This window comes from Hydrotalea flava (assembly GCF_001623405.1).
Taxonomy (GTDB): Bacteria; Bacteroidota; Bacteroidia; order Chitinophagales; family Chitinophagaceae; genus Hydrotalea; species Hydrotalea flava.
The window spans coordinates 1-13,414 of the sequence record NZ_LUHG01000061.1; the positions used below are offsets into that span (position 1 = coordinate 1).

The 13,414-nt window shown below is 38.3% G+C and carries 12 protein-coding genes; 8 read left to right on the forward strand and 4 right to left on the reverse strand.

Annotated features, from left to right (window positions below; all coding sequences use genetic code 11):
• The 4 genes from A0F92_RS06615 to secA form a co-directional block, all read right to left on the reverse strand.
• The coding region (locus tag A0F92_RS06615; RefSeq protein WP_167516874.1) for an aldehyde dehydrogenase family protein at nucleotides 1-532 on the reverse strand (532 nt) is incomplete at its 3' end.
• 112 nt (nucleotides 533-644) lie between these two features.
• Nucleotides 645-2,114 carry an aldehyde dehydrogenase family protein gene (locus A0F92_RS06620; RefSeq protein ID WP_068243207.1) on the reverse strand — a complete coding sequence of 490 codons (1,470 nt, stop codon included), beginning with the start codon at nucleotides 2,112-2,114 and terminating at the stop codon, nucleotides 645-647.
• A 39-nt stretch (nucleotides 2,115-2,153) separates the two neighbouring features.
• Nucleotides 2,154-3,068 carry a deoxyribose-phosphate aldolase gene (gene deoC / locus A0F92_RS06625; RefSeq protein ID WP_068243210.1) on the reverse strand — a complete coding sequence of 305 codons (915 nt, stop codon included), beginning with the start codon at nucleotides 3,066-3,068 and terminating at the stop codon, nucleotides 2,154-2,156.
• A gap of 86 nt (nucleotides 3,069-3,154) precedes the next feature.
• The gene (gene secA, locus A0F92_RS06630; protein ID WP_317038890.1) at nucleotides 3,155-6,448 is read right to left on the reverse strand and encodes a preprotein translocase subunit SecA; all 3,294 of its coding nucleotides are present in this window, start codon (nucleotides 6,446-6,448) and stop codon (nucleotides 3,155-3,157) included.
• A gap of 252 nt (nucleotides 6,449-6,700) precedes the next feature.
• Here secA and A0F92_RS06640 point away from each other — a divergent pair, with 252 nt between their 5' ends.
• The 8 genes from A0F92_RS06640 to mdh all read left to right on the forward strand — a co-directional run bounded on the left by A0F92_RS06640 (nucleotide 6,701) and on the right by mdh (nucleotide 13,398).
• On the forward strand, nucleotides 6,701-7,309 hold the full coding sequence (locus tag A0F92_RS06640) for a DUF6992 family protein (protein ID WP_167516875.1): 609 nt from the start codon (nucleotides 6,701-6,703) through the stop codon (nucleotides 7,307-7,309).
• Between the two features lie 83 nt (nucleotides 7,310-7,392).
• Nucleotides 7,393-8,271, forward strand: a complete 879-nt coding sequence (gene atpG, locus A0F92_RS06645) for an ATP synthase F1 subunit gamma (RefSeq protein ID WP_068243219.1) — start codon at nucleotides 7,393-7,395, stop codon at nucleotides 8,269-8,271.
• Between the two features lie 41 nt (nucleotides 8,272-8,312).
• Entirely contained in the window at nucleotides 8,313-9,044 is a 732-nt protein-coding gene (gene scpB / locus A0F92_RS06650) for an SMC-Scp complex subunit ScpB (RefSeq protein ID WP_068243222.1), read from the forward strand.
• Between the two features lie 48 nt (nucleotides 9,045-9,092).
• Complete coding sequence (gene lysA, locus A0F92_RS06655; RefSeq protein WP_068243225.1) at nucleotides 9,093-10,304, forward strand: diaminopimelate decarboxylase; 1,212 nt, start codon at nucleotides 9,093-9,095, stop codon at nucleotides 10,302-10,304.
• 16 nt (nucleotides 10,305-10,320) lie between these two features.
• The gene (locus A0F92_RS06660) at nucleotides 10,321-11,097 is read left to right on the forward strand and encodes an ABC transporter ATP-binding protein (RefSeq protein ID WP_068243228.1); all 777 of its coding nucleotides are present in this window, start codon (nucleotides 10,321-10,323) and stop codon (nucleotides 11,095-11,097) included.
• A 182-nt stretch (nucleotides 11,098-11,279) separates the two neighbouring features.
• The gene (locus tag A0F92_RS06665; RefSeq protein WP_167516876.1) at nucleotides 11,280-11,630 is read left to right on the forward strand and encodes a hypothetical protein; all 351 of its coding nucleotides are present in this window, start codon (nucleotides 11,280-11,282) and stop codon (nucleotides 11,628-11,630) included.
• Nucleotides 11,631-11,871: 241 nt separating this feature from the next.
• On the forward strand, nucleotides 11,872-12,372 hold the full coding sequence (locus A0F92_RS06670; protein WP_068243234.1) for a TlpA family protein disulfide reductase: 501 nt from the start codon (nucleotides 11,872-11,874) through the stop codon (nucleotides 12,370-12,372).
• Nucleotides 12,373-12,468: 96 nt separating this feature from the next.
• Nucleotides 12,469-13,398, forward strand: a complete 930-nt coding sequence (gene mdh, locus A0F92_RS06675) for a malate dehydrogenase (protein WP_068243236.1) — start codon at nucleotides 12,469-12,471, stop codon at nucleotides 13,396-13,398.
• Nucleotides 13,399-13,414: the final 16 nt, after the last annotated feature.

A 13,414-nucleotide genomic window follows, 5' to 3' on the forward strand; every position in this document is an offset into this window, starting at 1 on the left:
CGCAAGCATTGCCGCCTGCAATAACCGGGGCTATTACAGATACCAACCCTATTAAAGCGGATTGTTGTGGGGCTATGATGGCTACTACACCGGTAGGCTCCGGCACAGAGAAATTAAAATGTGGCGATGCAACGGGATTCACCGCACTAAACACCTGTTGATACTTATCGCACCAGCCGGCATAATACACCAACCGATCAATGGCTGTGCTTACTTCGGTAACAGCATCTAATGTTTTACATCCCTGCAATAATAATTCATCGACCAACTGATTTTTTCTGTTTTCCAACATTTCAGCCATACGGTATAGTATTTGCGAACGATTGAAGGCCGACTTGCCCGACCAACTGCTTAAAGCACCACGAGCTGCTACTACCGCATCACGAAAATCTTTTCTGGAAGACTGGCACATATTGGCAAGTAATTTCCCTTTGGCATCTTTAATAGCATAATACCTGCCTGATTCCGTTCTGGGAAACTGGCCTCCTATATAGAGCTTATATGTTTTCAGTACATCAATTCTTTCTGTCATACTTCAAAATTAAAAATTCAAAAAATGGTTGTAGAGGTATATTTTACAAAAAACCATCTACAAATAATTTGTAACCATTCCAATCAGGTTTTACTACATCAATTATATACCGTTATTTAAGATAAGCGCTTAAACCATGCAACCCTCCTTCTCTGCCAAAACCACTTTCTTTGTAGCCGCCAAAGGGCGAAACGGGATCGAATTTATTATAGGTATTGGCCCAAACTACGCCTGCCCGCAAACGAGTGGTAATATTAAAAATACGTGAACCTTTATTGGTCCATACCCCTGCACTTAAACCATAGGGTGTATTATTCGCTTTTTCAATTACTTCATCATCGGTTCTAAAGGTTTGAATGGCCAATACCGGGCCAAAAATTTCTTCCTGTGCAATGCGGCTGCTTTGTGCAACGTTGGTAAATAAAGTTGGCCTGCAGAAATAGCCTTTACCGGGCAAATCGCAACTACTTTCAAACATTTCTGCCCCTTCTTTTTTCCCGATAGCAATGTATTTTTGAATGGTTTGTAATTGTTGTTTTGAATTAATGGCACCTATATCGGTATTTTTATCTAAGGGATTGCCCACTATTAAGGTAGCAATCCTGTCTTTTAATTTTTGTAACACCTCTTTGTAAACTGATTCCTGTACAAACAAACGGGAACCCGCACAACAAACATGCCCCTGATTAAAATAAATACCATTGATAATGCCTTCCACCGCCTGATCAATGGGTGCATCTTCAAAAATAATATTGGCAGCTTTGCCGCCCAGCTCTAAGGTTAATTTTTTATGCGTGGCGGCAGTTGCACGCTGAATAATTTTACCCACTTCTGTTGAGCCTGTAAATGCAATTTTATCAATATCGGGGTGATTGACCAAGGCAGCACCTGTAGCACCTGCACCGGTAATAATATTTACTACACCGGCAGGTAAATCGCAATCCTGAATCAGTTCTGCCAGTTTTAATGCTGTTAAAGGTGTTGTTTCTGCAGGTTTTAAAACAACCGTATTACCACAGGCCAATGCAGGAGCAATTTTCCATGCCGCCATCAGTAAAGGAAAATTCCATGGAATGATTTGTCCGGCCACACCTAGCGGTAATGGGTTTCTGTTAGGGGAAGCATAATTTAATTTATCAGCCCATCCTGCATAATAAAAGAAATGATTGGCAGCCAATGGCACATCAATATCGCGTGATTCGCGAATAGGTTTTCCGCCATCTAAACTTTCTATAATGGCAAATTCTCTGGCACGTTCCTGAATCATTCTGGCCATGCGAAAAATATATTTAGCACGTTCTTTAGCAGGCATTTTACCCCAAACACCATTGAAGGCATTCCTTGCTGCTTTCACGGCTTTATCAACATCGGCAATACCGGCTTCGGCTACGGTTGCAATTTTTTGTTCGGTAGCGGGATTAATGGTAGCAAAATATTTTTTACTGAGTGGTTTTTCAAATTTACCATTGATGAAAAGCTGGTACTGCTCTTTTATAGAGGCAGCACTTACACTTTCAGGTGCAGGTGCATAACTGGTTTTAAAGTTAAGTGCTGGTGAAGTATTTTTAGCAGATTGGGCCATAAAAATTGATTGATAAGATTTTCAAATAAACAATTAACGTTAATCGATTGAAAAATAATTGGCTGCCTGATAAACGCCGGTACGTTCTTTTTCTAACTGCATCAATACATCATTTGCCAGACTGCTAGCGCCAAAACGAAACCATTTATTATTCAGCCAATCGTTGCCCAATGTTTCCTGCACCATTACCAAATAATGTAATGCGGCTTTGGCTTTAGAAATGCCCCCGGCAGGTTTCATGGCAATTTTTTTCCCTGTTTTATAATAAAAATCACGAATAGCTTCTAACATCACCAATGTAACCGGCATCGTAGCCGCAGGTTGAATTTTACCGGTAGAGGTTTTAATAAAATCGGCACCGGCATACATGGCTATTTCACTGGCACGGCGCACATTATCGTATGTAACCAATTCACCGGTTTCCAGAATAACTTTTAAGCGGGCGGTGCCACAGGCTTCTTTTACAGCAACAATTTCATCGTACACAAAATTGTATTCACCCTGCAGAAATTTTCCTCTACTAATCACCATATCAATTTCATCGGCACCTTGTTGTACGGCAAATTTGGTATCTCTAATTTTCACATCACGCGATGACTGGCCACTTGGAAAAGCTGTTGCTACCGAAGCTACTTTTATGCCAGAACCTTCTAATGCTTTTTTAGCAACAGCAACCATGGAAGGATACACACATATAGCCGCTACCGTTGGCAGGCCGGGATAAGCATCATGCAGATGCATGGCTTTATAGCATAATTGTTTTACTTTTCCGTCGGTATCTTTTCCTTCTAAGGTTGTTAAATCAATCATATTCAAAGCCAGTTTTAAACCGTTTACTTTGGTTTCGGCTTTAATACTTCGTTTGGTGAACCTGGCGGCTCTTTCTTCCACGCCCACATGATCTATTTGCGGGGTATTTCTAAAATCGGGTAAAAATGCTGTTACAGCAGACATATAGCAAGTTTAATTTTTCAAAAATAAATAAAAAAGGGGTTAAAAGCAGGAATATGCTAATAACCCCATTCCGGTAAAATATATGTTTACGCTTCTTTTCCGTGGCAGTTTTTATATTTTTTGCCACTTCCGCAAGGACAGGGATCGTTACGACCAATTTTTGGACCGACTTTAACCGGCTCTTGTTTTACGGGAGTGGGATCGTAATAATCATCTTCACGAACGGCACCATCCAAAGATTCTTTTTGGGTGCGCATATTACTTAAATCAGTTTTACGCTGACGGCCCTCCCGAACGGTTTCACCTTCCTGCAAAGGAATGGTAGCATGGCAAAGGAATTGAACAATTTCTTTATTCACTTCACTATCCATTTGTTTAAAGAGATGAAAGGCTTCCATTTTATAAATCACTAATGGATCTTTTTGTTCGTAAGCAGCAGTTTGTACGCTTTGCTTCAAATCGTCCATAGCACGCAAATGTTCTTTCCATGCATCATCAATAAATGCAAGGGTAACAGAACGTTCTAATGCATTCACCAATTCGGTACCGTTGGTATCGAGGGTTTTTTGCATATTGGCCAATACCTGTAATTGTTTTCTGCCATCACTAAAAGGTACAATTACATTTTCGATATGGGCGCCTTGTTGCTGACGAATATTTTTAAATACCGGCAATGTTTGTGTAGCCAGTTCTACTTTCTTGCTTTGGTAATTGGTAATGGCCTGATTGTATAATTTTTCGGTTAACTGTTGTTCTGATAATTTATTCAGTTCTTCCGGTGTAATATTGGTATCGGTTCCAAAGTGTACAATACAGGCTAATCGCAATCCTTCAAAATCATCTTCTACTTTAAATCCGTTAATCATTTCGGCGGCTACACTATAAAAGGCATTGTCTAAATCCAATGCCAAACGTTCGCCAAACAAAGCATGGCTGCGTTTGGTATAAATAACGGTACGTTGTTTATTCATTACATCATCATACTCTAACAACCGCTTTCGAATGCCGAAGTTGTTTTCTTCTACTTTTTTCTGTGCACGTTCAATAGATTTGGTAATCATGCTATGCTGAATCACCTCACCTTCTTTATAACCTGCAAAATCCATTACTTTGGCAATTCTATCACTGCCAAACATGCGCATTAAATCGTCTTCCAGCGAAACGAAGAAAACGGAAGAACCAGGATCACCCTGGCGACCGGCACGGCCACGGAGTTGTAAATCAACCCTTCTGGATTCATGGCGTTCGGTACCCAGAATGGCCAAACCACCTGCTTCTTTTACACCGGGTCCTAATTTGATATCGGTACCCCGACCGGCCATATTGGTAGCAATGGTTATAGCGCCTGCCATACCGGCTTCAGCAATAATTTGTGCTTCACGGGCATGTTGTTTGGCATTTAATACATTATGCGGAATTTGTTTTTGCCGTAACATCCTGCTGAGTAGCTCACTTACTTCTACTGAGGTGGTACCTACCAGAACCGGACGGCCATTTTTTTGCAGATTCAAAATTTCTTCAATTACCGCACCAAATTTTTCTCTTTTGGTTTTAAACACCAAATCGTTGCTATCTTTTCTAATTACAGGCACATTGGTGGGTATGGCCACTACATCTAATTTATAAATATCCCATAACTCGGCGGCTTCTGTTTGTGCAGTACCCGTCATACCCGCTAATTTATGGTACATTCTAAAATAATTTTGCAGGGTAACGGTAGCATAGGTTTGTGTAGTAGCTTCTATCTTCACATTTTCTTTTGCTTCAATAGCCTGGTGCAAACCATCTGAATAACGCCTGCCATCCAAAATACGTCCGGTTTGTTCATCTACAATTTTTACCTGCCCGTCTAAAACAACATATTCATCATCTTTTTCAAATAAGGTATATGCTTTCAATAATTGTTGTACAGTATGAATACGATCTGCTTTTTGCGCATATTCATTAATCAGGGCTTCTTTTTTGTGTATTTTTTCTTCGGCACTGAGTGTATTGTTCTGCTCAATTTCACCGAGTGCTACACTAATATCAGGCAATATAAAAAAGTGTGGGTCTTCGCCCGATTTGGTAATCAGGTTAATACCCTTATCAGTTAATTCAACCGAATTATTTTTTTCATCAATATAAAAATAGAGTTCTGCATCAACAATATGCATTTCTCTGGATTGATCGGCCATGTAATAATTTTCTGCTTTTTGCAGTTTCATGCGCATGCCCGGTTCACTTAAATATTTGATGAGTGCATTATTTTTAGGCAATCCTCTAAAAGCGCGGTACAGCAATAATCCGCCATCTTTCGGATCGTCATTGCCTTCTGCAATTTTTTTCTTGGCCTCAATTAAAAACTGGTTCACCGCTTTTTTCTGTGCTTCTACTAATTTTTCAATTCGGGGTTTCAGTTCAAAAAATTGTTCAATGTTGTCTTGTTTACCAATAGGGCCCGAAATAATTAAAGGAGTTCTGGCATCATCAATCAATACACTATCTACTTCATCTATTATGGCATAATGGAATTTCCGTTGTACCATTTCATCGGGAGAGTGAACCATATTATCGCGCAGATAATCAAAACCAAATTCATTATTGGTTCCGTATACAATATCGGCCAGATAAGCATTGCGCCTGTTTTCTGTATTGGGATCGTGTTTATCAATACAATCTACTTTCAGTCCCAAAAATTCAAAAATGGGTCCATTCCATTCAGAGTCACGTCGAGCCAGATAATCATTCACCGTTACAATATGCACCCCTTCGCCGGCCAGGGCATTCAGGTAAGCAGGCAAAGAAGAAACCAATGTTTTACCTTCACCGGTAGCCATTTCCGCAATTTTTCCCTGATGTAATACCACACCACCAATCAATTGCACATCATAATGCAGCATATTCCAAACCACTTTACCACCCGCAGCCATCCAGTTATTATTAAATACTACTTCATTGTTGCGAATAGTGATATAATCTTTTTTCACACTCAATTCCCGATCCAAATCAGAAGCTGTAGCTACCAATGTTTCGTTCTCTTTAAACCTGCGTGCTGTTTCTTTCACCACGGCAAAAGCTTCAGGTAAAATTTCATTCAGTACCGTTTCAATATGTTTATCCCGCTCTTTTTTTAATTTATCGAGCTGATGGTATAATTTATCTTTCTCATGAATTTCAGTAGGTGGCAACGCATCTGCCTCTTGTTGCAAGAGAACAATTTCATCATCAATTTCAGTGAGATGGGCTTTTATTTTTGCTTTAAATTCAGCAGTTTTGTTGCGCAAAGCATCATTGCTGAGCGTTTTATATTGTTCATAAAACTGATTCATTTTTTGAACAATAGGAAGAATTTTCTGAACGTCTTTTTCGCTCTTATTTCCACCTAAAATTTTTGACATTAATTTCAGCATATCTCAAAATAACTTGTGGTGTATTAAAAAAAATTTTTTATCCAAAATCAGTGCTACAAAACCATTTAAGCCAAAATGGCATAAACAGGGGCATCAAAGGTAAACAATTTGAAGGTTCTCAATGTTTATCAGGCGCAATAATACTGCTTTATCAATTACTTAACGAATTCACCATTTATTTTGGGTTCAGAAATCATTTTAGTGCTATTCCTGCATTCATTTCACAAGAATTTGGATATTATGAACAAAAAGTTTTGGTTTTTAATTGTAACAAGTAGCTTTTTTGCCATTACAGTTGAGGCACAAATCAATTTAACAGAAAGTTCACTGCAACAGAAATATGATAGTATTTACATAAATCGCCAAACGCTGATAAAAAACAACATGAGTATTTTGGGCGCATGGGCAGGGGTAAATATCATCCAAAGCAGTATCAGTGCTGCCAGTACTTCAGGAAATACACAGGCTTTTTTTAAAATGAATGTATATTGGAATACCGTGAATGCTGTCATAGCAGGTATTGGATTTTTACAGGCCCAAAAAGCACTCACAAAAAAAATTACCCCGCAGCAAAATTGGCTACAGCAGCAAAAAACAGAACAATTTTTACTGTTGAATACAGGATTAGATGCAGCTTACATTACAACAGGTTTGTATTTAAGAGAGCATGGTCTCAGAAAAAACAACGACCAAACAGAGGGTTTTGGCAGCAGTATGATATTGCAAGGCAGCTTTTTATTGGTATTTGATGTAATACAGTACCTGGAACATCACCAAAACGGTAAAAGACTTTCAAAGCTTTGTTTAGAGCCTGCCAATAATGGTTTAGGATTGGTTTGGCACCTGTAAACCAAAATTTTAAGTAGATTTTTAGGGAAGGATGGGAATTTAATGCCAATCTGCTACTTTTGCAGCCAATTTAAAGTTGAAATATGGCCGGTCAGTTAAAAGAAGTACGTAACAGAATTAAAAGTGTACAAAGCACCCAGCAAATTACCAAAGCCATGAAAATGGTAAGTGCTGCCAAATTACGCAGGGCACAGGATGCCATTATACAAATGCGCCCCTATGCCCGAAAATTACAGGAAATGCTCAGCAATATTGTAAGCAATATGGAAGGCGGTGCCTCACTCGCATTGGCTGAAGAACGCCCGGTTGAAAAGGTGCTACTGATTGTAATTACCAGCGATCGCGGACTTTGTGGTGCCTATAATTCCAATGTAGTAAAATTGGCCAAGCAAACCATTGCCGAAAAATATGCAACCCAATTAAAAAAAGGCAACATCACTATTTGGAATATTGGTAAAAAAGGGTATGAAAGCCTGTCAAAACAGGGCTTTAAAACTGAAGAAACTTATAAAGATATTTTTTTACAGCTTAGCTTTGAAAAAGTTCAGGAAGCCGCACAAGCTGCCATGCATGCCTTTGAAAACAAAACTTTTGATGCGGTTGAAATAATTTACAGTGAATTTAAAAATGCTGCATCACAACGTTTTGTGGCCGAACAGTTTTTACCTATTCCCAAAATTCAACAATCCGGTGCTCAAAAAGCCGATTTTATTTTTGAACCGGAGAAAGAAATTTTGCTTACTGAACTGATGCCTAAAATTTTAAACACCCAACTATATAAAGCAGTATTGGATGCCAATGCAAGCGAACATGGCGCCAGAATGACGGCTATGGACAAAGCCAGCGACAATGCCAATGAGTTATTAAAATCGTTGCGTATTTCGTACAACAGAGCCAGACAGGCAGCCATTACAACCGAACTTACAGAAATAGTGAGTGGAGCGGCCGCTTTACAAGGTTAATCAAAAAAACCTATTTTAGTAACTCCTTAAGCAACATAACAGTGGAATTAAGTGCTATTATACCACATATTGAGGCATTGATTTTTGCCAGCGAAAAACCACTGACAGCTTCCGAAATGGTAGAGCTGATTAATAATGCTTTTGGTTTTATGGAAGAAAGAATTAATCTGGAACAGGTACAAATGGCGCTTCAAGGTATTACCGAAAAATACCAATCAGAATTTTACCCCTTTGAAGTAATTGAAAGCGGCGGTGGATGGCAATTTCTAACCAAAAAAGCATTTCACAAAACAGTTGTACAACTAAATGGAGATAAATTTTTAAAACGCCTTTCCAATGCAGCTTTAGAAACATTAGCCATTATTGCTTATAAACAACCTATCACAAAAGGAGAAATTGAAACCATTCGCGGTGTAAACAGCGATTACAGTGTTCAAAAATTATTAGAGAAAGAATTAATATTAATAAGTGGCCGAAATGAAGAATTGCCCGGTAAACCATTGTTATACACCACTTCTAAAAATTTCATGGATTATTTTGGCATCAACTCACCTGCTGATTTACCTAAAATAAAAGAAGTATTGGCTGAGCAGGCTGTTGATGCCACTATTATTAAACCGGAAGATTTTATGAGTGCCACCCAATTAAACGAGGATGACAGCAGCAGCAATATTGTTGTAAATGCGCAGGGTGAACTTTTAGTGGATAACAGTATCAGTTCTGAAAACGAAGCGAAAGAGGATTCGATTGAACCGGAAAATTCTCCTGAATAACCATTCCTATCATCCGCAATCTATTTTTTCAAGCTGTATCTTCGCAGCATGCAGCCACTCAGTAACGAAACTTTATTAGCCATAGCACATGATTATGGCACACCAGTTTATGTGTATCATGCAGAAAAAATTGAAGCACAGTACCAACAACTAATCCATGCATTTCAGGAAACCAATACCCGTTTTTTTTATGCCTGCAAAGCATTAACCAATATCAGTATCTTAAAATACATTGGCAATTTGGGTTGCAATATGGATTGCAGTTCAATCAATGAAGTGCAATTGGCATTATATGCAGGTATTCCGCCTAACAGAATTTTATATACCTCTAACGGTATATCCTTTGACGAAATTGAGGCATCCGTTCAAGAAGGCGTGCACATTAATATTGACAGCATTTCCAACTTAGAAAAATTTGGCAAAAAATACGGCAATACCTACCCCGTTGGTATCCGGCTACGACCCAATATTCTGGCAGGAGGCAATTTAAAAATATCTACCGGACACGATAAAAGCAAGTTTGGCATACCGGTTGACCAAATAGCAGAAATTTTAAACATTATTCAGCAATACAACCTTATCATTAAAGGGTTGCACATACATACCGGCAGCGAAATAAAAGATGTTTCGGTATTTGTGCAAGGTATTACCGTACTGTTTGATTTAATTCCAAAATTTAACCACTTAACATACATTGATCTGGGTGGGGGTTTTAAAGTTCCTTACAAAGAAAACGAAGAAGGCACTAATATTGAACTTCTGGCTAAAGAAGTAAAAAAAGCATTTTCGGCGCATCCCAACCCAAATGGCAAACCGTTAGAGGTTTGGTTTGAACCGGGTAAATATCTGGTAAGCGAAGCCGGTTATTTCATTACACAGGTAAACGTGCTAAAACCTACTTCTGCTACCACTTTTGTAAGTGTAAACAGTGGTTTTAATCATTTAATACGCCCCATGTTTTATGATGCCTATCATCGCATTCAAAATATCAGCAACCCTCATGGCAAACATTTACACTATTCGGTTGTAGGTAATATATGCGAAACCGATACTTTTGCATGGAACCGTTTATTAAATGAAACCAGAGAAGGTGATTTTTTAGTGTTTTACAATGCCGGCGCTTATGGTTTTGAAATGAGCAGTAACTTTAATAGCAGATTTAAGCCCGCCGAAGTATTAGTATTAAATGGCAAAACGCATCTAATTAGAAAAAGAGACAGTTGGCAGGATTTATTGAAGAACCAAATAGAAGTTCTATAGCTTAGCATAATATGATATGATTGAAATTAGCCACATAAAAAAAACCTTCGGTGATAAAACCATTTTGGAAGACATTAGTGCTACCATGGAGGCCGGTAAGTGCAACTTAATTATTGGTACCAGCGGAAGCGGTAAAACGGTTTTAACTAAATGCATTGTGGGGTTATTTACACCCGATTCGGGTGATGTTTTATATAGTGGCGAAAGTATGCTCACCATGAATAAGCATGAGAAAAAAAATCTTCGACAACAAATTGGTATGCTGTTTCAAGGCTCAGCACTTTTCGATTCAAAAACAGTGGAAGAAAATGTACGCTTCCCGCTCGATATGTTCAGTAAACTTTCCATGGCCGAAAAACAAAAACGCGTAAATGAAGTACTGGAACGAGTTAATCTATCGGGTTCTAACCAAAAATTTCCGGCTGAACTAAGTGGTGGTATGAAGAAGCGGGTTGGCATAGCCCGGGCCATCGTTCTCAATCCAAAATATTTATTTTGCGATGAACCTAATTCGGGATTAGATCCGCAAACTTCTTTACTCATTGATAAACTCATTAAAGATATTACACATGAATTTAACACAACCACCATAGTGGTAACACATGATATGAATAGTGTAATGGAAATTGGCGATCATATTATATACCTGCACAATGGGCGCAAACAATGGGAAGGTAGTAATAAAGACATTATTTTCAGTAAGGACCAGTTACTGAATAATTTCATTTTTGCATCTGAATTTTTACAGGATGCCAAAGAAATGCGTATGATTGAAGCTGCACAAAAAAAATAGAACACTCATAAGTTCGTTTTGGTTTATTGCCTTGTGCAACTATATTTTATTCCTACCAGTTTTTCAGTAGCATTTAGTTTCTTAACATTTTTTTCCAATATTTTTTTACCGGTTGAATAAACTTCTTCATCCGCTATTGGTCTGTTATTACACACCATTTAAAAAAACAAAAAATGAAACTCATGAAAAAAACAGTTTTCCTTTTAACCACCGGTTTATTTTTTACCATTGCAGCAATGGCACAAACCGGAGCTACAGCTACTACCAGCACTACCACACAAAACCCTGCCGTAAAATCAGGTATGAAAGACATGCGTCATGATGTACGTGAGTTGAGAAAAGACAAAAGGCAACGGGACGAAGCTTTAGAAAACGGAAATAAAGCAAAAGCAAATGCTTTAGGGAAAGACATCCGTTCCGATAAAAAAGATATTAATCATGACAGGAAGCAGTTACAGTCCGAAGGCGTAAAACATCCTATTAAACGTGCCGACAGACAAATTCACAGACAAAACATGGAGCACAAAGGGTAAAATCAGAAGCGTATTTTCGTTGTTCAGAACCTGCTCGAATCAGCTGATTTCGACAGGTTTTTTTATGCTATAGCCGGATTTCCCATCAACTAAACAATACCTCTATTTTAACAATATGCAGGTATTTTCTCAATTAATTTTGCGTTTTGAAACCGTCATCAACAAACGTATTCGTATCTTTATGCCGCATTCACGGTATATAGATTGTTACTTTTCAAAACAAGTTAAATCACTATAAAAAATGAAGCACATATTCATCGCTTGCGCCATCATTTGTTTGCTTCCCTTCCTCACAACTGCACAAACAAATAACGACAGTTTACCGCCTTATTTAAAAAATCCAACCATCCCTTCCTTTCAAATTTTAAGTACAGACAGTACCTGGTTTACCAATCGCTTCCTTCCTAAAAACATTCCGGTTGCCATTATTTACTTCAGCCCCGATTGTGGTCATTGCCAATATGAGGCAAAAGAACTCAACAAAAAAATGGATAGTCTTTCTAACATATTTTTTGTTTGGGTTAGCTACCATCCTTTTGATGATATTAAAAAATTTTATTTTGATTATGGCCTGAGTAAATATAAAAATGTGGTTGCAGGAAGAGATCCCCAATATTTTATACCCGCATTTTATAAAGTAGAATTTACCCCTTTTATTGCCTTATATAATAAGCATGGTAAGTTTGTAAAAGAATTCAGACAGGGCGCTTCACCTCAGGAAATAATGGAAGCATTACAATAAAAATTTTGAAAGCTTACCTTAAAATAATAGCTATCCCATTTGGATAATCATAGGTTTTTAAAATAAATTTATTCACTAATTATTAAATATGTTTTTATGAAAATTACCGTTGTAGGTGCAGGTGCCGTTGGTGCAACATGTGCCGATAATATTGCCAGAAAAGAACTTTGCCATGAACTGGTTTTATTAGACATTAAGGAAGGCATTGCCGAAGGAAAAGCACAAGACATGATGCAAACTGCAGCTTTACTGGGTTTTGATACCCGCATTAGCGGCAGCACCAATGATTATTCAAAAACTGCCCATTCGGATGTGGTGGTAATTACTTCAGGTTTACCGCGTAAACCCGGTATGACAAGAGAAGAATTGATTGGTGTAAATGCAGGCATTGTAAAAGGTGTTGCAGAAAACATCTTAAAATATTCACCCAATACAATTTTCATCATCATATCCAACCCAATGGATACCATGACTTATTTAACATTGCAGGCTACCGGATTACCTAAACACCGCGTAATTGGAATGGGCGGCGCATTAGACAGCTCCCGTTTCCGTTATCAGTTAAGCCAGCACTTAGGCTGCAGCCCTGCCGATTTAAATGCAGTGGTAGTGGGCGGACACGGTGACACCACTATGATTCCATTGATTCGTTTAGCAACCTGGAACAGTATACCTGTTACCAAATTTTTATCTGCCGAACAGCAACAACAAATTATTAATGATACGATGGTGGGCGGTGCTACATTAACCAAATTAATTGGTACATCGGCCTGGTATGCACCCGGCGCTGCCTGTTCAGCAATGGTAGAGAGCATTGTACGTGATGAGAAAAAATTAATTACCAGTTGTGTTTATTTAGATGGCGAATATGGCCAAAAAGATATTTGCATGGGCGTACCCGTAATCATTGGAAAAAATGGCTGGGAAAAAATTCTGGATTTTGAATTAAATGAAGATGAAAAAGCAGCATTTGCAAAAAGTGCCGCCGCTGTTAGAAGCATGAATGATGTGCTGAAAACATTGTAATGATCAATATACCTTC